The sequence below is a fragment of the Natrononativus amylolyticus genome (assembly GCF_024362525.1).
Lineage (GTDB): Archaea > Halobacteriota > Halobacteria > Halobacteriales > Natrialbaceae > Natrononativus > Natrononativus amylolyticus.
This window is the reverse complement of the sequence record NZ_CP101458.1, coordinates 1,411,922-1,429,721: the sequence shown is the minus strand read 5'-3', so window position 1 is coordinate 1,429,721 and position 17,800 is coordinate 1,411,922. Positions and strand designations below refer to the sequence as shown.

Below are 17,800 nucleotides of genomic sequence, written 5' to 3'. Positions count from 1 at the left end.
TGTGAAAAATAGGACTGTCTATATATGATGTCCCGAACGACCGGACGAATTACCGTCGGTTGAGCGCCGCTCGGACCCCCTCTACGACGCCGTTCAGGCGGACCCTGGCGCTGGCGACGAATCCTCCGGAATCAGCTGTCGCGACCTCCTCGAGGCGCTGTTTTTCTCTGAGTTCCTTCAGTTTCGCCGTCTGATCGTCGACGGTCGAACTCGAGGTCGCCGTCTTCGTGTCGCCGCCTTTCAATCCCTTGAGGCCGGCGACCTGCGCGTCGACGCCGCTCGAGCGGGTGGTCTTCGCCTCGACGTTGACGTCGGCGTCGTCGAACTGGTGTTCGGAGAAGCTCAGCCGCTTGTGCTCGGTCTTCTCGACGCCGCCCCACGAGAGTTCGACGCCCTCCATCGCGGCGTCGATGTCGTCGCGGATCTCCTCGTCGGAGTAGGATTCGGCCGCAGCCTCCTCCTCGGCGGGCACCGCCTCGACCGCCCGCGCCATATCGAGGTAGTGAGCGATGAGGGCGGCGCCGGTCGCGGCGGTGACGGCTGCAAGTCCGAGGGCGTAGCCGCCGACGACCGCGAGGGTGTAGTCGGCGCCGTAGTTGTTCCAGTTCGAGGGGTACGCCGCGACGAAGCCGACGACGGCGCCGACGGTCACGGCGACGCCGGCCGCGGAGACGCCGCGAACGCGACGCTCTGCAGGCAGGAGGGTGACGACGCCGATCATCGTGACCGGGAGGGAGAGCATTCCCAGCGCGTAGGCAGCCTGCGCCCACGACCAGTAGGGCGACCCGGCGGTCGTCTCGTACCGATTCGCCACGACGAACAGCGTCAACGCGAGGAGCGCGAGGGCGATTCCACCGACGAACAGTCCGAATCCGCCGTAGACGTCCGTCCGGTTCTCCGGTTCGCCGATATAGCGGCGGTAGAGGTCGAACAGGGTCCCGTCGGGGTTCGAGTCCGCAGTCATCACCCCCTCCGTTTACACTCCAGGAACATGACTTTTCGGACGAACAACTCGGTGCATTATATGTCGAGATGGACGTTCCGCGGGAGACTCGAGTCGCCCCCGCGCTCACGCGCCGAGGATTCCGAGCTCCTCGGCTGCGCCCATAATCGCGAAGATCACGACCAGAACGATCGTGACCACGTAGTAGAGCTTCCACGTCGTCGACGGCCGAAACGCCTCGGGAAGGCGGCGCTCGACGACGTACCAGTTCGCCGGGTAGAAGAACACCTCGAAGATGACGAGGATCACCGAGATCCAGAGGATGAGCGTCACCGGCAGGGTGCCGATGACGGCGATCGGGATCAGACTCCCGATGCCTATTCCGACGACGACGAACCGGCGGATGCGCTCGCCGTCGAGGTCGTCGTTCTCGAGCGCCAGCGGCAGGATGTCCGCCGTCGCCCGCGAGGCGCCGTCGAGGAGCGTGATCACCGTCGAGTACAGCGCGGCGAAGGCGCAGAGGAGCATCGCCCAGAACGACCACGGACCGAACGAGTCGCTGAGGATCTCGCCGAGGACGAACGCGAGGTTCTCGTCGGTCGGCGGGTTCGGATACAGGACGTTCGCCGCGAGAACGACCATGCTGAGCATGATCACGAGACTGAACGCGTAGCCGATGTTGAAGTCCCGGCGCCCGGTCTTGATCCAGGCCGCGATGTAGTCGTGGTAGCGCTCGTTGTCGGGATCGACTCCCTTCTTGCGAAGCGCCTGGGCCCCTTCGTCCTTGGCCATCGACCAGCTACCGATCAGGATGCTGGTGCTGTGGCCAGTTGGCGCGAAGCCGGCGGCGGCGGCGAACAGTCCGACGAACAGCGCGAGCGAGGTCCCCTCGGGCAGCCCCGTCGCAGTCTCGGCGATCACGTCGGTCGACGGCGGCCCGAACAGCACGCCGAGGACGATGAGTCCGCCGAGAATCGCGGTGAACACCTTGAGGATGTTCTCGAGCAGGCCGTACCGCGAGAACAGCACGAGCACGACGGCGATGGCGAGCAGGATCACGTACGCCGACAGCGGCTCCAGCGGCGTCAGCGCCGCTGCGAGTGCGGCCGTTCCGAAGCCGACGGCGGCCGTAATCCCCGTGTAGAGAACGGTAAAAATGAACACGGAGATCCACATCGCCCAGTTCTTCGGTCCGGGGAGGTCGCCGTAGGCTTCGACGGGGTTGCCGCCGACGCCGTAGGTGTACCGGATGCCCAGTTCCCAGCCGCCGTACTTCGCGACGTAGATCAACAGGAAGATCCACACCGCGAAGATGCCGAAGAAGCCTCCCAGCGTGGGTGCGAGGATGATGTGGCTCCCGCCGATGCTGATCAGCGCCCACAGCATCGACGGCCCGAAGTGGTTCCTGAAGAATCCGGTCCACGATTCGGCGGGGTACTCGAGTTCCTCGTCCGTCAGTTCGGTCACGGTCGTTCCTCCCGGCCCGCACTCGGCCGGACTCGTCGAAGCGGTCGGCGCGTCGTGTGAGTTCTTCTCATGCGACACGCCAACCGAAGCACGAACACTACGTAAATCTATGTCACTCGAGGACACGCCGCGAACGGACCGTTCTACGTCGACGTACTTTCGGCCGGCGGTCGGCGGGCGGCTGGTGGCAAGCGCTACCGCCCGACGATGGACGTATGGTGTGTGACTCACAAACACCGTACTAGATGGGCAGCCAGACACGACAGCGATTGACCGAGGCCCTCGAGTCGCTCGCGGTCACCACGTCGTCCGCGACCGCCGCGGATCTCCCCGACCACGTCGCGCGGGTGATCGACGAACCCGCGGTCGGCGCCCCGCTCCCGTTCGCGCCGGGCGCGCTCGAGGCGACGGCCGTCGACACCGATCCGACCCCCGACTCGCTCGCGTCGGCGAGAACGGGCGTGACGCCGGCCCGGTTCGCGATCGCGGAGTACGGAACGCTCGCGATCCCGTCGACGTCGGCGGGCGAGGAACCCGTGAGCCTCTACCCGCCGAAACACGTCGCCGTCGTCGCCGAGAGCGACGTCTACGACGACCTCGGCGGCGCGTTCGACCGGCTCGCCGGTGAGTTCGCCGACGGAACCGACAGCGTCGTGTTCGCGACCGGCGTGAGCGCGACCGCCGACATGGGCGAACTGGTCGAGGGGGTCCACGGCCCCCGCGAGGTCCACGTCGTCGTGGTGACCGACCGATGAGCCGGAACGCAGACGAGAGCCGCGCCGAGCGGATTCGAGCGATCCTCGAGACCGAGGGCCCCGCGGTCTCGGCGAACGCCTCCCTGCTCAACGAGAAGCGCTACGACGCGATCGACTCGTTTCCGGCCTACGACGAACTCCGCTCGGAGGCGCGGGGGATCAAGGAGGACGCGATCGCCCAACTCCCCGAGCTGATCGACCGCGTCACCGAGGCGGTCGAGGACAACGGCGGAACGGTGTACCTGGCCGCCGACGCGGCCGACGCGAACGCGTACGTCGAGTCCGTCGCCGCGGACCGCGGCGTCGACTCCGTCGTCAAGAGCAAGTCGATGACCACCGAGGAGATCGAGGTCAACGACCACCTCGAGTCCCGCGAGATCGACGTCTGGGAGACGGATCTCGGCGAGTTCGTCCTCCAGGTCGCAGACGAGGCGCCGAGTCACCTCGTCGGGCCGGCGATGCACAAGTCTCGCGCGGAGATCGCGGCGCTGTTCAACGGCCACTTCGAGCCCGAGGAACCGCTCGAGACCGCAGAGGAACTGACCCGCTTCGCGCGAGACTACCTCGGCGAGCGGATCCGCGAGGCCGACATGGGGATGACCGGCGCGAACTTCGTGCTCGCCGAGTCGGGGACGATCGTCCTCGTCACCAACGAGGGCAACGCCCGAAAGAGCGCGGTCACGCCCGACACCCACGTCGCGGTCGCGGGCGTCGAGAAGCTGCTCCCGTCGGTGGCGGAACTCGAGCCGTTCGTGCAACTCATCGCGCGCGCGGCGACCGGGCAGCCGATCGCCCAGTACGTCTCCATGCTCTCCCCGCCGACCGAGAGCCCGACCCTCGACTTCGAGAGCGACGAACTCGGCGGGGGCGACCGCGAGTTCCACCTCGTCCTGCTCGACAACGGCCGATTCGATCTCCGGGAGGACGACGAACTCCGGGAGACGCTGTACTGCATCCGCTGTGGCGCGTGTGCGAACTCGTGTGCGAACTTCCAGTCCGTCGGCGGCCACGCCTTCGGCGGCGAGACGTACACCGGCGGGATCGCCACCGGCTGGGAGGCGGGAGTTCACGGCGCGGAGAGCGTCGCGGAGTTCAACGACCTCTGTACCGGCTGTACCCGCTGTGTGAACGCCTGCCCGGTCGAGATCGACATCCCGTGGATCAACACCGTCGTCCGCGACCGCCTGAATCGTGGGCAGGACCCGGACCGGTTCGACCACCTCGTCGACGGCCTCCTGCCGGACGAAGAAGCGCCCGGATTCACGCTCCAGAAGCGGCTGTTCGGCAACTTCGAGAGCCTCGCGCGGGTCGGCTCGGCGACCGCGCCCGTCTCGAACCGGCTGGCCTCGAGTCGCCCGGTTCGCGCAGTCCTCGAGCGCGCGGTCGGGATCGACCGACGCCGGGAACTGCCGACGTTCGCCCGCCGGACGCTGATCGACTGGTTCGACGCCCGTGGCGGCTCCCGGGTCGCCCCCGCGGACGCGACGCGCGAGGCCGTCGTCTACCCCGACACGTACACGAACTACCTCTCGCCCGAGCGGGGGAAGGCGACGGTTCGGGCCCTCGAGTCGCTGGGGGTCGCCGTCCGGGTGCCGCCGGTCGGCGAGAGCGGGCGGGCACCGCTGTCCCAGGGAATGGTCGACACGGCGCGCGCTCGCGCGAGCGACGTGTACGGGAGCCTCGCCGAACACGTCGACGCCGGCCGCGATGTCGTCGTGATAGAGCCGTCGGACCACGCGATGATCCACCGCGAGTACGAGCGCCTGCTCCCCGCAGCGTCCGCACGTCGGCTCCGGGAGTCGAGCTACGACGTCATGGAGTACGTCTACGGGCTGCTCGAGAACGGCGCCGACGCCGACGCGCTGCGTGCGGGCGACGGGGAGGCGGTCGCCTACCACGGCCACTGCCAGGGCCGGACGCTGGGAACCGACGCCTACGCGGTCGCCGTCTTGGAGCGTCTGGGCTACGACGTTCGCACGTCAGACGTCGAGTGCTGCGGGATGGCCGGCAGCTTCGGCTACAAGCGCGCCTACTACGAACTGAGCGTGGACGTCGGCGAGCCCCTCGCCGACTCGTTCGCCGATGCGGAAACGGTGCTCGCGAGCGGCACCTCCTGTGGGGAGCAACTCGAGGCGCTGCTCGAGCGGCCGGCTCGACACCCGATCGAACACGTCGGGCCGCAGTAGCTCGAAAAGAACCTCAGTCCTGACAGCAGCCGCCGGCCTCGCCGCCGAAGTCGACCGCGAGCGGCTCGGAGATCGCCTTGTTGACCTCCTCGAGTCGGCCCGAGAGCCGGCTCTTGGCCTCGAGGAACTCCGCCATGACGGGGATCGAGTGGAGCTCATCCTGGGTCCGCTGGAGCGTCTGGAGGTCCTCCTGGGTGGCGGTTCCGGACTGGCGGGCGAGCATGAACTCCTGGCGGATGCGCTCGAACTCGTCGATCTTCGCCTGGGCCTCCTCGGAGTTCTCGACGGCCGTCTGGGCGGCCTCGAACTCGCGGTAGGCCGGTAGTTCGGTGATCGCCTCGCCCAGTTCCCGACCGAGTTCCTCCGTGCGGCTCGTTTCGATGCTCATACTCGTCGTTGGGAGGCGTGCGGTTTCAACCTGCCGGATCCGGAGGGGCAGAAAGCGCCGCCGTTATACGTCCGTGGCCGTAACGACGGGTAATGAGCCAGGAGTCGGAGTACAGCGACGGAGACCTCCGGAACACCGGAATGAGCCTCAAACACGATCGCGAGTGGGATTACGAACTCGAGCGGATCGTCGAGGCGATCGACGAGCGCGACGCGACGACGGTCGGCTTGCAGTTCCCCGAGGGGCTGAAACGTCGCGGTCCGAAGGTGGCCGACGACCTGCGGGCGCTCTCCGGCGACGAGGTGACGTTCATGCTCTCGGGCCAGCCCTGCTACGGGGCCTGCGACCTCGACACCTACCTGATGAAGCGCACCGACGTCTTCGTCCACTTCGGCCACTCGCCGATGAAGAACACGGACAAGGTGATCTACGTCCCGCTGTTCTCGAACGTCGAGGTGACGCCGATCATGGAAGAGGCCCTGGAGACGCTCGAGCCACCGGAAGAAACGGAAGGCGTCGGCCTCGTCACGACCGCCCAGCACATGAACCGCTACGAGGAGATGACTGCGTTCTTAGAGGACCGGGGCTACGAGGTATACAGCCGCCGCGGCGACGACCGACTCACCCACGAGGGCCAGGTTCTGGGCTGTAACTACGCCAGCGCGGACGTCCCCGCCGACCAGGTGCTGTACGTCGGCGGCGGGAAGTTCCACCCGCTCGGGCTGGCGATGGAACACCCAGAGAAGCACGTCGTGATCGCCGACCCCGTCAACAACGTCGTGACGGTGGCGGACACCGAGAAGTTCATGAAACAGCGCTACGGTGCGGTCCACCGCGCGATGGACGCCGAGAAGTGGGGCGTCATCTTCTGTACCAAGATCGGTCAGGGGCGCTGGGAGACCGCCCAGGAGATCCTGGCGGACAACGACGACGCCTACCTCATCACGATGGACGAGGTCACCCCCGACCGCCTGCGGAACTTCGACATGGACGCCTTCGTCAACACCGGCTGTCCGCGGATCACGACCGACGACGGCCCGCGCTTTCACAAGCCGATGCTCACCCCCGGCGAGTACGAGATCGCGGTGGGCAACGAGCCGCTCGAGAATCTCTCCTTCGACACGTTCCACGGCACCTGGTAGCGCCCCCGGTTCTCCGCCCGAGCCGTTCTACGTCTCGATCGCCGCGTGCGCTCGCTCCGACGTGATCGCCTCGTACCGACAGGCGACTTCGTCCCAGTCGACGACGCTCCACCACGCCTCGACGTAGGCCGCCCGGTCGTTCTCGTACTGGAGGTAGTAGGCGTGCTCCCAGACGTCGAGCGCCAGAAGCGGCACCGACCCCTGGTGAGCGAGGTCGTTCTGACCCTCGAGCTGGCCGATCACGAGGCCGTCCGCGAGCGGCTCGTAGAACAGCATCGCCCAGCCGTCGCCCTCAACGTTCTCGGCCGCGGCGGTGAACTCCGCGCGGAACGCCTCGACCGAGCCGAAGTCGGCCTCGATCGCCTCCAGCAGTTCGCCGTCGGGGTCGCCGCCGCCGTCCGGACTCATTCCGTCCCAGAAGACGACGTGGTTGACGTGCCCGGAGAGGTTGAACGAGAAGTCACGTTTGGCCGCCCGGACGCCCTCGAAGTCGCTCTCGGCGCGCATCTCATCGACCGTCTCGAGGGCCTCGTTCGCGCCGTCGACGTACGCCTGGTGGTGGGCGCCGTGGTGGAGTTCCATGATGCGTTCGTCGATGTGCGGCTCGAGTGCGTCGTACTCGTAGGGGAGGTCGGGAAGGTCGTAGCTCATCTGTGTGGCGTTCGCTTCGTCGTAGTCGTCGGCCGAGACGCCGGGGAGCGTTGATCCGAGCGCCGCCGCCCCGGTCGCGATACCGAGCGTCTGCAGAACGGTTCGCCTGTCGGGTGTCGGTCGTCGCATCGTTGGTGACTGTCACAGTGAAGTGGATGAACGTTCTGCAGGCGAGAGACGGGGCGGGTGACTGACGGCGAGGACTCGAGTCCGACCCGGCCGAAGACAACACTTACGCCGATACCCGAACGTGGTTCGGGTATGTCCACCAGCGACTGGGGCGACTGGCTCGTCCGCGACATCGAAGACGCCCACCCCGACGGCGTCGGCGTCTGGTACCTCGGCTGCAACGGCTTCGTTTTAAAGGGGAGCGAGGGAACGACGATCTTCGTCGACCCTTACCTCGGGCTCGGTGACCCACCCCGGACCGTTCGGATGATCCCGGTGCCGTTCGACCCCGAGGACGTTCGGGAGGCCGACGCCCTGCTCGCGACCCACGAGCACACCGACCACGTCCACGGCCCCAGCCAGGCGCCGATCCTCGAGAACACGGGCGCGACGCTGTACGCACCCGACGACAGCCTCGCGGTCGCCCGCGAGGCGGAGAACTGGACCGACGAGTGGGCGGTCTCCGACGACCAGTTCGAGGAGGTGACCGAGGGCGACACGCTCGAGATCGGCGAGTTCACGGTCCACGTCGAGCCGGCGAACGACCCCGACGCGAGCCACCCCGTGAGCTACGTCGTCGAACACGACGCCGGAACCTTCTTCCACGGCGGCGATACGAAACCGACCGACGAGTTCGACCGGATCGGCGAACAGTACGACATCGACCTCGGCGCGCTGGCGTTCGGCACCGTCGGTCGCGTGCCGGAGAAAGAAACCGGGGAGCCGAAGCGCACCCGCTGGTACAACGACGAGAATCAGATCGTCGAAGTCGCCGAAGCGCTCCGACTCGAGGCCCTCCTCCCCTCTCACTGGGACATGTGGCGCGGGCTGACGTCCGATCCGAAGGTGCTTCACCACCACGCCCGGAGCTTCGAGTACCCTCGGCGGCTCGAACTCGTCGAGATCGGCGATCGCGTCGATCTCGGCCGCTAAATACCAGATCTGATACTGCCCGCTTCCTTTATGGTAATTCTCTCGTAACGTTCGACCCATGAGCAGCACCGCCGATACGGACGAGGTTGTCGAGGTCAGTGCCGACGGGGTGACCGTGCGAAAGCGGTTCACCGCCGACGAGTTCCCCGTGCCAGCGATTCGGTTCGAGATCGAGTGCGACCGGGACGAACCGGTTCCGTTCCGACTCTCCGAACAGATCCCACCGTCGTTCCCGATGGACAGCGTCGGGTTCCACCCGGAGTACCACAGCGACGACTGGACGGCGTTTCAGGACCATCGCGTCGAGTTCTCCGGCGTCGCCGACCCCGACGAGTCGTTCGTGACGGTGTACGGGATCCGACTCGACGACGAGACGGACGTCGACCAGTTCCTCTCGGAGCCGGCGCTCGCGGTCGACGGTCCGACCGACGACGCGGACGACGAACCCGCCGGGGACGACGCCGAGACCGCCGAGGTCGACGATACGATGATCGACGACATCATCTCGGAGGACCGAAACCAGGTCGTCAAGGACATGCTGAGCGGCGAGGCCGACGCCGTCCCCGGCCTCGAGGACGACGACGAGGAGGCCGCGATCGCGGCGCCGGCTCCGCCGGAGGCGGACGAAGACGAATCGGAGCCCGACCTCAACCTCGACCTCGGCGACGTCGATACGGAACCCGTCGCAGCCGACGACGAGGACGACCCGGAAGACGACACACCGGATATCGACCTCGGCTTCGGCGAGGACGAGATTCCCGACCCCGAGGACGTCGCCGACGCAGAACTGGACGACGACGAGCCGGCGATCGAACTCGACCTCGAGGCCGCGGCGGCCCCCGACGAGGCCGAGGGCGAGGAGGACGCCGACGACGAACCGCTCGCTCTCGAGTCGTCGGCCGACGACGACCCGGTGGACGACGGCGAACCGGAGACGGCGCTCGAGAACGAGGGCGCCGACGAGTCCGAGACCGACGCCGACGCCGAGGAACGGGCGGCCGACGCTGCGGATGAGGCCGATCCCGAAGTGGAGGACGAGTCGGATGCTGCCGGCGAGGGTGCCGACGACGAGCCGTCCGACTCCGACCGGGAGGCGACGCCGGAGCCGGTAGAACAGGCGGAGCCGGCGGAGCCGGTCGGCGCGCGCCTCGCCGCCGAAATCCGAGCGGGCGAACTCGAGGAGTCGGACCTGGCGGTGCTGCGCTCGGAACTCGACCTCGAGCCCGCCGGCCCCGACATCGCGAAGGTCGACCACCTCCAGTCGCGCGTCGAGGAGGTCGCCGCCTACACGGGCGCCCTCGAGGAGTTCCTCGACGAGGAGGGCACCGGCAGGCAGCTGATCCGCGGGTTCGAAGCCGAACTCGAGGCGTTCGAGGCGGAGCTCGCGGCGGTGGACGACCGCCTCGAGCGGACCCAGACGGAGGTCGAGGCGGCCGACGACGAGCGGGCCGACCTCGCGTCCGACCTCGAGGCGACCGACGAACTCGTCACGGACCTCCTCGAGGACGTCCACGAACACGACGCGAGCCTGGACGCCCTCGAGGACGACGTCGAGGAAACCGTAGACGAACTCTCCGACCTCGAGGAGACCGTCGAGGACGTCGAGTCGGAGCTCGAGGCGGTTTCGGCGGACGTCGCGGAGATCACCGAGTGGCGCTCGGAGCTCGGCTCGATGTTCTCGAACTGAGTCCCGTCGTCGCCGCGGTCGTTTTTGCTGTCCACGACTGGACAGGAGTGTCCGTATCCGTCCATCGAAGCGCAACTCGTTTACCCCTCGGTACCCGACCACCGGGCGATGGGCGAGACGATTCCGGTTGCGATCCCGCGGAAAGGACGGCCGCTCGAGTCGGTGCTCGACCGGCTCGCGCGCCGACTCGGCGTCACGGAGCTGGCCGACGACGTCAGCTCGACGCTTCGCCACGAGAAGGCGGTCACGAAGGGATCACTGGAGTCGGCGGACGGAGACGTCTACCGCCGCCTCGCGACGTACAGCGCCGTCGACGAGCCGACCGCGCCGGAGTACACCCTGGTGCGCGACGACCGAGCGGGGAAGCCCCGCCGGATCGTCTTCGACAGCGTTACGATTCCGCTCGAAGGGCTCGAGGGCGTCCCCGACGGCACCAGTCTCCAGCTCGTTGGCCGGGAGGAGCCGTTCCGGGCGCTTCGAACCCACGAGTTCGCGCTCGGCTTCGACAGCGCCGATCTCGTTCTCGAGGAGGTCGTCGAGCTGCGACCGGAGCCCCTCGAGCGGATCGCCGACGTCAACGCCCGAATCGACCCGGCGGACACCGACGTCCGGGTCGTCACGGGCCTCGGCGATACGGTGTATCACACGTTGATGGCGACGCCGGCGGTCGCCTCGCACACGGCGACGGTCGATCCCGCGTTTCTCGAGTCCTACGAGGGCGAGCTCTGTATCGTCCCGCGCTACGAGCGACTCGTCCAGGCCGTGCTCGGAACGCGGGCGCTCGAGGGAGTCGAGTTCCGGTACCCCGAGACGGGAGTCGAGGAGGAGGCGGCGATCGCCGACACCGGACTCGGCGTCTACCTGACGGTTACCGGCTCGACGGCCGGCGAACACGGACTGGTACTCGGCGAGCGGTTGTTCCCGAGCGAGACGGTGTTGATGGAGAACGCGGCCGAGACGACGGAGACGACCGCCGCCGTCAAGTCGGCGCTGACCGGCGTCGAATCGGAGACCGCGCTGTCAGTCCCCCGGTGATCAGGTCCCGAGCGGTCCGAGATACGTGTCGACGTGGCCGTGGCGCTCGAGGGCGATCGTCTCGAGGATCTCCGGCATTTCGCGGGCCGACGACTCCCACAACCCCGGGTGGACGAGCAACTGGAGGCGGTCGGGCCGGCCGTTCGGAAACGGCGGTTCGTCTCGCCACTTCTGGTTCGAATCCGACCGGTAGACCGGCTCGGTGAAAAACGCCGGCTGGTAGGTGTTCTCGAAGCCGTCGAACGCGACGCCGAGCACCCACTCCGGCGGCCGGTGAAACGAGACGATGTCGACCGTCCGGCCGACGAGCTGGCCGATCACGTCACACTCCGCGCGAACCATCGTCGTGAGCTCGTCGACGTCGGGCTCGGACGACCAGTAGTGGTGGGTGTTGAAGTGTAACGCCACCTCGTGGCCGAGCGCGTCGATCTCCGTGAGCGCCCGTACGTTGTCGACCTCGAGTAAGTTGTAGACCGGCGTGGTCAGGAGAAAACAGTACGTCGACGTCACGCCGAGGTCCGCCTCGAGTCTGGCCATCTGGAGTGCGGTTCGCGGCGAGAGGTCGACGTCGTGGCGAAGCGCGATCTCGTCGCGTCCGATCGTCGAGAACCGGGTGAACGAGAACCCGTCGTCCAGCAGCGACTGCAGCAACCGCTCGTACGCGTCGAAGCTGTAGTCGAGTCGCCGCGGAACCGAGAGTTCAGGCATCCGCTTCGACCTCCGGCTCCGATTCGGCGCCGTCGGTCGGCGTACTCGAGAGGTTGTGTCGCTGCTCTGTGCCGTCTATCCGGCCGTTTTCGCCCGTCGACTCGAGGACCTGACCGGCCTCCGGGGTAAAGCGGTCGGCCTCCCACTCCCTGACCAGCACCGTGCCGTCGGCGGTGGCGACGACGAACTCCCCGGTCCAGAAGACGTCGACGACGGTTCCGGGGTCGGCCGTCGGTGCGATGTCGCTCGAGAACGGAATCGCCTCCCAGATCATCACCCGCTCGTCTTCGTAAAACGTGAACGCGCCCGGGTACGGATCGGCGACCGCACGGACGAGGTTGTACACCCGGTCGGTCCCGTCGCCCCAGTGGATCGCTCCGTCCTCGGGCGTCCGCTTCGGATAGTACGTCGGGTCGCCGCGCTGTGGCTCCCGACGCTGCTCCTCGGCGAGTATCGGTTCGATCACCTCGAGCAGCATCTCCTTGAGCAGCATCGTCACCTTGTAGTAGAGCGTCTCGATGGTGTCGTACTCGGTGATGTCGAACTTTCGCGTCGTCACCACGTCGCCCGAATCCGCGCCCGGATCGAGTGCGATCACCGAGAGGAGAAACCGGTCGCGGTCCTCGATGAGCGACCAGTTAAGCGGCGAGCGCCCCCGCCCCTCCGGCAGTCCGAACGCGCTGCCGTGGTTTCCCAGCGCGCCGTACGTGGCCGTCTCGAGGATCGCCTCCGGGACGAGGCGCTGCCAGCCGTTGACGACGAGCAGGTCCGGATCGAACGCCTGGAACCGCTCGAGGTCCGCCTCGCCGGTCATCGAGTACGACTCCGGTCGGTACACCGGGAGTCCGTGTTCGTCCGCGACCGGCGCGAGCGACGCATACCCCGAAACTGCGTTCGCCCGCGCCATCTCCGGCCCGATCGTGACGACGCCGGTGATCGGAACGTCGCGCTCGAGCAGCGTCTCGAGGACGTCTCTGGCGGGAGCAGTGCAGCCGACGTAGACGACCGAGTGCTGGTTCGCGTCCGTCATGTCCACCGGTGTGACGACCACGACCATTGTTACGTGCCGATTTCCGACTGGTTCGTCGATCGTACCGGACGGCGGTGCCGAATTGGGTATATCATTATGGAGTTTGTCAGTAGCGCCTCGATCACTCGCGGACCAATATGGGTAGTAATACCGGGTGACAATGGTGTGGCCACACCGGGGCGCTCACGGGGCGTTCGCGGTCGACGCGTTCGCTTCGACTACGATCGCGTACGGCGTGCATACGTGCGGTACAACGGAGGCGACTCGAAGGTGTACGCCCTGCCCTCGAGACACCGTCAGCACCGCTGCTCGCCCATCAATCGCGGCCGACCAACACCGCTGTCGGATCGTCCGCCTCTCTTTTCTTCCGTCTTGGAGCCTTCGAGAACGGACCTGCAGCCGATCGGCGAACGGGAATTTCGAACGACCTCCGCGACGGTTCCGCGCTGATCCGCTCGAGAGGTCGTGTGCGCTCGAGAATCCGGTCAGCCGTCACGCCCTGAAAGCGCGACTGTGCTCGTCATAGCACCGCCTCTCCGCACTGCCAGCGTTCGATAGCAGTCGGACGGTCAACTTGCGCGTTGGTGTCTCCGAACCGGATAGGGACGTCGCCGAAAACGACGCGACTTGCGCCAACCCTGGCGAATGTACCAGATAAAATGCAGTCTCTGACGGCGAATTTCGGAGCCACGAGTTACCGATCACGGGGTTCTGGAACCGATGTTGGTGTACCACGGATCGAACGATATCCCAACAGAGGGGACCAGACACCTGTAACAGAGATGTGAAATCACAGGACTAAATTGAGTCGATATACGAAATTGAGTGCCCAACAATCACGTATTACTGGAGTCACTGCTGAAGATAAAGTCCCTTATCCGGACACAGGGGATACAGTGAAGGTGCTGGGGTGAGAGACTCGCGTATGGCCGATTCCGCGGACACGTCCAACGTCGCGGTCAAGACGTACGTCCCCACCTATCAGAAAGAAGAGTGGAAGGAACACGCCGATACTCTGGGGATGAGCCAGAGCGAGTTCGTCAGATCGATGGTACAGGCCGGCAGACGAGGGTTCGAGTCCGATCGAGAGGAACCCCGTTCTGAGGACGCAACCCCTAGGGGTAACGCGCTCGAAACACGGGTCCTCTCGTTACTCGAGTCTGATACGTACTCGTGGGAGGAGCTGCTGGACGCGGTCAGCGAGGACATCGAGTCGCGACTCGACGAGGCGCTCGAGAAACTCCAGGCCGAAAACGAGGTTCGCTACAGCGGCCGCCACGGCGGGTACACCGTCGTCGGGAGGGGCGATGGCGACTGACGCCGAGACTCCGGAGGTCGTCGAGGACCCGATCGCGTACTTCCTCGACGATCAGCGCTACCACGGCAAGAGCGAGCGAACGCTCGAGGCCTACGAGCGCGTCCTGCGGCAGTTCGAGGCGTTTCTCGCCGACCACACCGGTTCGCCCGTTTCGCCCGAGAACGCCGGTCGGCGGGAGTGTATGGCCTGGGTGCACTCGCTTCGCGGCAGACACGAGCCGAGTACGGTCGCGACGTACGCCTCCTACGCCCACCGGTTTTACGACTACATGAACCGCGTAGGGGTGTTCGAATCGAATCCGATGGCGCTCGTCACTGAGGAGATGAACGAATCCATCGATACGAACCCGACGAGGCGCGACCTCTCGGTCGCGGAGATGCGCTCGTTCGTCGGGGAGATCGACCACCCCCTCGAGCGCGCCGTGATCCTCACGCTTCTCAAGACGGGAATGCGCGTCGGCGAGCTGTGTAACCTGGATCTCCGGGATCTGCACACGGACGTCACGACCGTCGAAATCGACTGGACGCCGCGTGTCCACTTAGACGCCCGACCCGACTCGCTGTACGTCTCCGCTGAACCCGCTCGCGGCGTCGTCGTCAACGGCGAGGAGCGGACGGCGTCGAACAAGCGAAAGCGCGAGACGGTGATCCCCGTCGACGCGGAGCTACGACGAGCGCTCGAGCCGTGGCTCGCGATCCGTCCCGACGCGGTCTCGCCGGCTGAGCCGCTGTTTCTCGACACGGGCGACGCGTGGGGGCGGCGCCTCGAGCCCTCGGACGTTCGCTACATCGTCGAGCGACATGCCCGCGAACGCGGCTGGTACCGGACGGGAGGCGGCGCCGCAGAAAACGTCACCCCGCACTACTTCCGGCACTTCTTCACGACGCACCTCCGCGACCGAACGGGTGATAGAGGGGTCGTGAAGTACCTTCGCGGGGACGTCGCGAGCGACGTCATCGACACGTACACCCACAACTGGGGCGACCAGGTTCGGTCCGTCTACGAGGCGAACATCTACTCGCTGCTGTAACGACGCTTACCGTCGGTTTTCTGTGCTCACACTGACCTCGTCGAACGTTAGATCCATTATCTGATAGGTGACAGTGGCGCCCACGCGACGTACAAACCATATCACGATATACGAAATTCCGCCTATCGGGGGTAGCGGGCGATCGAATTCAGGAGTGCGGAAATCGACTTCTGCAGCGCCACGGAGAGCGCGTCTCGGCGCTCGCGTCCCTCGAGTGTCGGAGGTGACGAGCGACGGGGATGAGACTGCGTCGTCCACGTGGGTCCGTCGGTTAGAAGAGCAGCTACGTGGAGTCCTCGGAGGAGCGGCCGACCCCCGGATCGTCTCTATCGTCCTCGCTGGCCACCTCTTCGAACCAGCGGCCGACCGTTCGCTGGCGCTTTCGCTCCTGGAGTCGTTGCTGGAGCCGCGCCTCGACGGTTCGCTGTAGCTCGAGGGCGTCCTCTGCGTCGACGTCGTACGCCGTCGCCGCCCGGCCGAAAAACGAGGCCGAACTCGCGGTGTCGGCGGTCACGCTGGCGAGCCGGCGACGGCGTTGAAAGACCGTCTGGTGGTAGATCACCGACTGGACGCGGTAGTAGGGGACGACCTTCGTCGTGCGACGCCAGAACCCGGTGCGAGTCGTGAGGTACTGATCGCCGGTGTGATAGCCGCGGTTTCGCCACTTCAGATGGGCCGCGAGGGGGACGGCGAACAGGAGGACGGCGAACGCGTACCAGTCCTGCACGACGGCGGTAGTCGCCGCGAGAACGTACCCGACGCCCATGATCAGACACAGGACGGCGACGTACCGGACGGCGTACCGCTCGCGAGCCCGCGCCGGCGGCGTCTCGAGATCCGTCTCGCCGAAGGGCTCGAGCGACCGGGCGAGCGCGAAGACCCGGTCGCGTGCGGCGATTGGAACCGCCGACTCGGCGCCTCGAGAGCCGGACTGGCCCGGGGCGTAGCCAGCGGTTTCGACCGCGAGCGAGCCGTAGCCGACCCACCGGTAGGGAACCGACTCCTTGATGGTGAGCGTCTGGACCTTGTCGAGCGGGATCGTTCCGCTGTAGCGCTGGAGCAACCCGCGCTCGTAGTGCAGTTCGTCGTCGACGCGCGTGAGTCGGAAGCCGTAGTACCGGCTGAACGTCAGCGCCGCGCTGAGCACCCACGCCGCGAGCGCGAACAGGAGAAGCGCCCAGGCGATGGCGATCAGTCCCGTTCCGGGGAGGTCGCTCTCGAGGACGTCGATCGGGATCAGCGTCGAGGGATCGAACCCGCTGGCGAACGACAGCAAGATCCCCCCGAGCAAGCTCGCGCCGGGGTCGATCGTGAACACGCTCAGGACGGCCAGTTCGTTGCGCTGGAGCTCGAACAGCAGCTCCTCGTCCTCGTCTTCGGCGTCGCCCTCGGCCTCGTCCGTCGCCTCCCCGCGTCGGAGCCGCCGCTGGAGGCGCCGCGCCTCGTCCTCGCCGACGTATCTGAGAGTGACTTCAGTCTGGCCGCCGCCGGCGGTTTCGACGTCGACCGCGGCGATGCCGAGCGCCCGCTGGAGGACGTTCTGGCCCACGTCGACGTTCTGGATCCGTCTGAGCGGAACCTCCCGGTCGCGCCGGGAGAGCACGCCCGAGGCGACGTCGAACGTGTCGCCCGTGAGCTCGTAGCGAAACCGCTTGTAGTAGGCGATCTCGTAGACGACGCCGAGTGCGATCCCGACGGCGACCATCCCGCCGATGACCAGGATGTTCGTACCCGCGCCGCCGGGCGAAGCGAACACGCCGACCAGAAAGAACAGAAATCCCGTATTGATGCTGCGCGAGATCGATCGGTAGGGAACCGACGCGGGGTGAAGCGTGCTCATACCGCGTCCTCACCCTCGCTCTCGATCGCGAGCCGACGGAGTTCCTCGCGAAGTTCCTCCGCTCGCTCGGGCGTCAGCCCCGGAATCGCGACGTCGGCGCTTCGCGAGCCCGCCGTGTAGACCACGACGGTCGCCAGATCAACCGCCCGCTCGAGCGGCGCCCGCCGGGTGTCGACGTGCTGGACCCGAACGTAGGGGACGACGGTCTTGACGCGGGTGAAGACGCCGCGCTCGATGTAGAGGGCGTCGTCCTGGACTTCGAACCGCCAGACGCCGTAGCGCCGCCACGCGATTGCGAGCCGGACGATCCCCAGCGCGACGGCGACGCCGAGGGCGCCCCAGACGAGCAGCTGCGGGGCGTTCTCCCAGATACCGGTCAGGTACACCGTCGCCGCACCACCCACGAGAAGCCCCCCGAGCATCGCCGCGCGGAGACCGGCGACGAGCAACCAGACGACGCGAACTCGCGGGTTGAGCCGTTCCATGTCGCTCGAGACGGAAGGCGCGAGAATAAAAGAT

General features: G+C 66.7%; 16 protein-coding genes. 8 read left to right on the top strand and 8 right to left on the bottom strand.

The window, feature by feature from the left end; translation table 11 throughout:
• Positions 1-49 precede the first annotated feature (49 nt).
• Together NMQ11_RS07515 and NMQ11_RS07510 are read right to left on the bottom strand one after the other, a co-directional pair.
• A complete protein-coding gene (locus tag NMQ11_RS07515) occupies positions 50-964 on the bottom strand; it encodes a cell division protein CdpA domain-containing protein (protein ID WP_255170784.1) in 915 nt (304 codons plus the stop codon).
• A gap of 105 nt (positions 965-1,069) precedes the next feature.
• Entirely contained in the window at positions 1,070-2,410 is a 1,341-nt protein-coding gene (locus NMQ11_RS07510; RefSeq protein ID WP_255170783.1) for an Nramp family divalent metal transporter, read from the bottom strand.
• A 245-nt stretch (positions 2,411-2,655) separates the two neighbouring features.
• On the opposite strand from NMQ11_RS07510, the gene NMQ11_RS07505 reads away from it, so the two are divergent.
• Together NMQ11_RS07505 and NMQ11_RS07500 are read left to right on the top strand one after the other, a co-directional pair.
• The gene (locus NMQ11_RS07505; RefSeq protein WP_255170782.1) at positions 2,656-3,165 is read left to right on the top strand and encodes an LUD domain-containing protein; all 510 of its coding nucleotides are present in this window, start codon (positions 2,656-2,658) and stop codon (positions 3,163-3,165) included.
• Positions 3,162-5,351 carry an LUD domain-containing protein gene (locus NMQ11_RS07500; RefSeq protein ID WP_255170781.1) on the top strand — a complete coding sequence of 730 codons (2,190 nt, stop codon included), beginning with the start codon at positions 3,162-3,164 and terminating at the stop codon, positions 5,349-5,351. Before NMQ11_RS07505 ends, NMQ11_RS07500 begins: the two co-directional genes overlap by 4 nt.
• A 13-nt stretch (positions 5,352-5,364) precedes the next feature.
• Here the strand turns inward: NMQ11_RS07500 and NMQ11_RS07495 are convergent, their stop codons facing one another.
• Positions 5,365-5,739, bottom strand: coding sequence for a YlbF/YmcA family competence regulator (locus NMQ11_RS07495; RefSeq protein ID WP_255170780.1), 375 nt, complete (start codon positions 5,737-5,739; stop codon positions 5,365-5,367).
• A gap of 92 nt (positions 5,740-5,831) precedes the next feature.
• On the opposite strand from NMQ11_RS07495, the gene dph2 reads away from it, so the two are divergent.
• Entirely contained in the window at positions 5,832-6,881 is a 1,050-nt protein-coding gene (gene dph2, locus NMQ11_RS07490) for a diphthamide biosynthesis enzyme Dph2 (RefSeq protein ID WP_255170779.1), read from the top strand.
• 27 nt (positions 6,882-6,908) lie between these two features.
• Here dph2 and NMQ11_RS07485 read toward each other — a convergent pair whose 3' ends face one another.
• Positions 6,909-7,661: a superoxide dismutase gene (locus NMQ11_RS07485; RefSeq protein WP_255170778.1), complete on the bottom strand. Its 753-nt coding sequence runs from the start codon at positions 7,659-7,661 to the stop codon at positions 6,909-6,911.
• Between the two features lie 132 nt (positions 7,662-7,793).
• Between NMQ11_RS07485 and NMQ11_RS07480 the strand changes: the two genes are divergently transcribed.
• The 3 genes from NMQ11_RS07480 to NMQ11_RS07470 all read left to right on the top strand — a co-directional run bounded on the left by NMQ11_RS07480 (position 7,794) and on the right by NMQ11_RS07470 (position 11,355).
• Positions 7,794-8,633: an MBL fold metallo-hydrolase gene (locus NMQ11_RS07480; RefSeq protein ID WP_255170777.1), complete on the top strand. Its 840-nt coding sequence runs from the start codon at positions 7,794-7,796 to the stop codon at positions 8,631-8,633.
• A gap of 58 nt (positions 8,634-8,691) precedes the next feature.
• Positions 8,692-10,320: an AAA family ATPase gene (locus NMQ11_RS07475; RefSeq protein ID WP_255170776.1), complete on the top strand. Its 1,629-nt coding sequence runs from the start codon at positions 8,692-8,694 to the stop codon at positions 10,318-10,320.
• 108 nt (positions 10,321-10,428) lie between these two features.
• The gene (locus NMQ11_RS07470; RefSeq protein ID WP_255170775.1) at positions 10,429-11,355 is read left to right on the top strand and encodes a phosphoribosyltransferase HisG-related protein; all 927 of its coding nucleotides are present in this window, start codon (positions 10,429-10,431) and stop codon (positions 11,353-11,355) included.
• Here the strand turns inward: NMQ11_RS07470 and NMQ11_RS07465 are convergent, their stop codons facing one another.
• Positions 11,356-12,063, bottom strand: coding sequence for a polysaccharide deacetylase family protein (locus NMQ11_RS07465; protein WP_255170774.1), 708 nt, complete (start codon positions 12,061-12,063; stop codon positions 11,356-11,358).
• Complete coding sequence (locus tag NMQ11_RS07460; RefSeq protein ID WP_255170773.1) at positions 12,056-13,093, bottom strand: methionyl-tRNA formyltransferase; 1,038 nt, start codon at positions 13,091-13,093, stop codon at positions 12,056-12,058. Before NMQ11_RS07460 ends, NMQ11_RS07465 begins: the two co-directional genes overlap by 8 nt.
• A 925-nt stretch (positions 13,094-14,018) precedes the next feature.
• Here NMQ11_RS07460 and NMQ11_RS07455 point away from each other — a divergent pair.
• Complete coding sequence (locus NMQ11_RS07455; RefSeq protein ID WP_255170772.1) at positions 14,019-14,411, top strand: DUF5805 domain-containing protein; 393 nt, start codon at positions 14,019-14,021, stop codon at positions 14,409-14,411.
• Positions 14,401-15,441 (top strand): tyrosine-type recombinase/integrase, encoded by a 1,041-nt coding sequence (locus NMQ11_RS07450; RefSeq protein ID WP_255170771.1) that lies wholly within the window; start codon positions 14,401-14,403, stop codon positions 15,439-15,441. Before NMQ11_RS07455 ends, NMQ11_RS07450 begins: the two co-directional genes overlap by 11 nt.
• A gap of 283 nt (positions 15,442-15,724) precedes the next feature.
• On the opposite strand, the gene NMQ11_RS07445 is transcribed toward NMQ11_RS07450, so the two are convergent.
• Positions 15,725-17,281: a PH domain-containing protein gene (locus NMQ11_RS07445; protein ID WP_255170770.1), complete on the bottom strand. Its 1,557-nt coding sequence runs from the start codon at positions 17,279-17,281 to the stop codon at positions 15,725-15,727.
• The gene (locus tag NMQ11_RS07440) at positions 17,278-17,766 is read right to left on the bottom strand and encodes a PH domain-containing protein (RefSeq protein ID WP_255170769.1); all 489 of its coding nucleotides are present in this window, start codon (positions 17,764-17,766) and stop codon (positions 17,278-17,280) included. Before NMQ11_RS07440 ends, NMQ11_RS07445 begins: the two co-directional genes overlap by 4 nt.
• Positions 17,767-17,800 lie beyond the last annotated feature (34 nt).

What these genes read in the sequence shown, in the direction of transcription:
- NMQ11_RS07515 (WP_255170784.1), bottom strand. Translation starts at nt 964, where the DNA reads ATGACTGCGGACTCGAACCCCGACGGGACCCTGTTCGACCTCTACCGC.
- NMQ11_RS07455 (WP_255170772.1), top strand. Translation starts at nt 14,019, where the DNA reads ATGGCCGATTCCGCGGACACGTCCAACGTCGCGGTCAAGACGTACGTC.
- NMQ11_RS07495 (WP_255170780.1), bottom strand. Translation starts at nt 5,739, where the DNA reads ATGAGCATCGAAACGAGCCGCACGGAGGAACTCGGTCGGGAACTGGGC.
- NMQ11_RS07450 (WP_255170771.1), top strand. Translation starts at nt 14,401, where the DNA reads ATGGCGACTGACGCCGAGACTCCGGAGGTCGTCGAGGACCCGATCGCG.
- NMQ11_RS07465 (WP_255170774.1), bottom strand. Translation starts at nt 12,063, where the DNA reads ATGCCTGAACTCTCGGTTCCGCGGCGACTCGACTACAGCTTCGACGCG.
- NMQ11_RS07500 (WP_255170781.1), top strand. Translation starts at nt 3,162, where the DNA reads ATGAGCCGGAACGCAGACGAGAGCCGCGCCGAGCGGATTCGAGCGATC.
- NMQ11_RS07460 (WP_255170773.1), bottom strand. Translation starts at nt 13,093, where the DNA reads ATGACGGACGCGAACCAGCACTCGGTCGTCTACGTCGGCTGCACTGCT.
- NMQ11_RS07445 (WP_255170770.1), bottom strand. Translation starts at nt 17,281, where the DNA reads ATGAGCACGCTTCACCCCGCGTCGGTTCCCTACCGATCGATCTCGCGC.
- NMQ11_RS07485 (WP_255170778.1), bottom strand. Translation starts at nt 7,661, where the DNA reads ATGCGACGACCGACACCCGACAGGCGAACCGTTCTGCAGACGCTCGGT.
- NMQ11_RS07475 (WP_255170776.1), top strand. Translation starts at nt 8,692, where the DNA reads ATGAGCAGCACCGCCGATACGGACGAGGTTGTCGAGGTCAGTGCCGAC.
- NMQ11_RS07470 (WP_255170775.1), top strand. Translation starts at nt 10,429, where the DNA reads ATGGGCGAGACGATTCCGGTTGCGATCCCGCGGAAAGGACGGCCGCTC.
- NMQ11_RS07480 (WP_255170777.1), top strand. Translation starts at nt 7,794, where the DNA reads ATGTCCACCAGCGACTGGGGCGACTGGCTCGTCCGCGACATCGAAGAC.
- dph2 (WP_255170779.1), top strand. Translation starts at nt 5,832, where the DNA reads ATGAGCCAGGAGTCGGAGTACAGCGACGGAGACCTCCGGAACACCGGA.
- NMQ11_RS07505 (WP_255170782.1), top strand. Translation starts at nt 2,656, where the DNA reads ATGGGCAGCCAGACACGACAGCGATTGACCGAGGCCCTCGAGTCGCTC.
- NMQ11_RS07440 (WP_255170769.1), bottom strand. Translation starts at nt 17,766, where the DNA reads ATGGAACGGCTCAACCCGCGAGTTCGCGTCGTCTGGTTGCTCGTCGCC.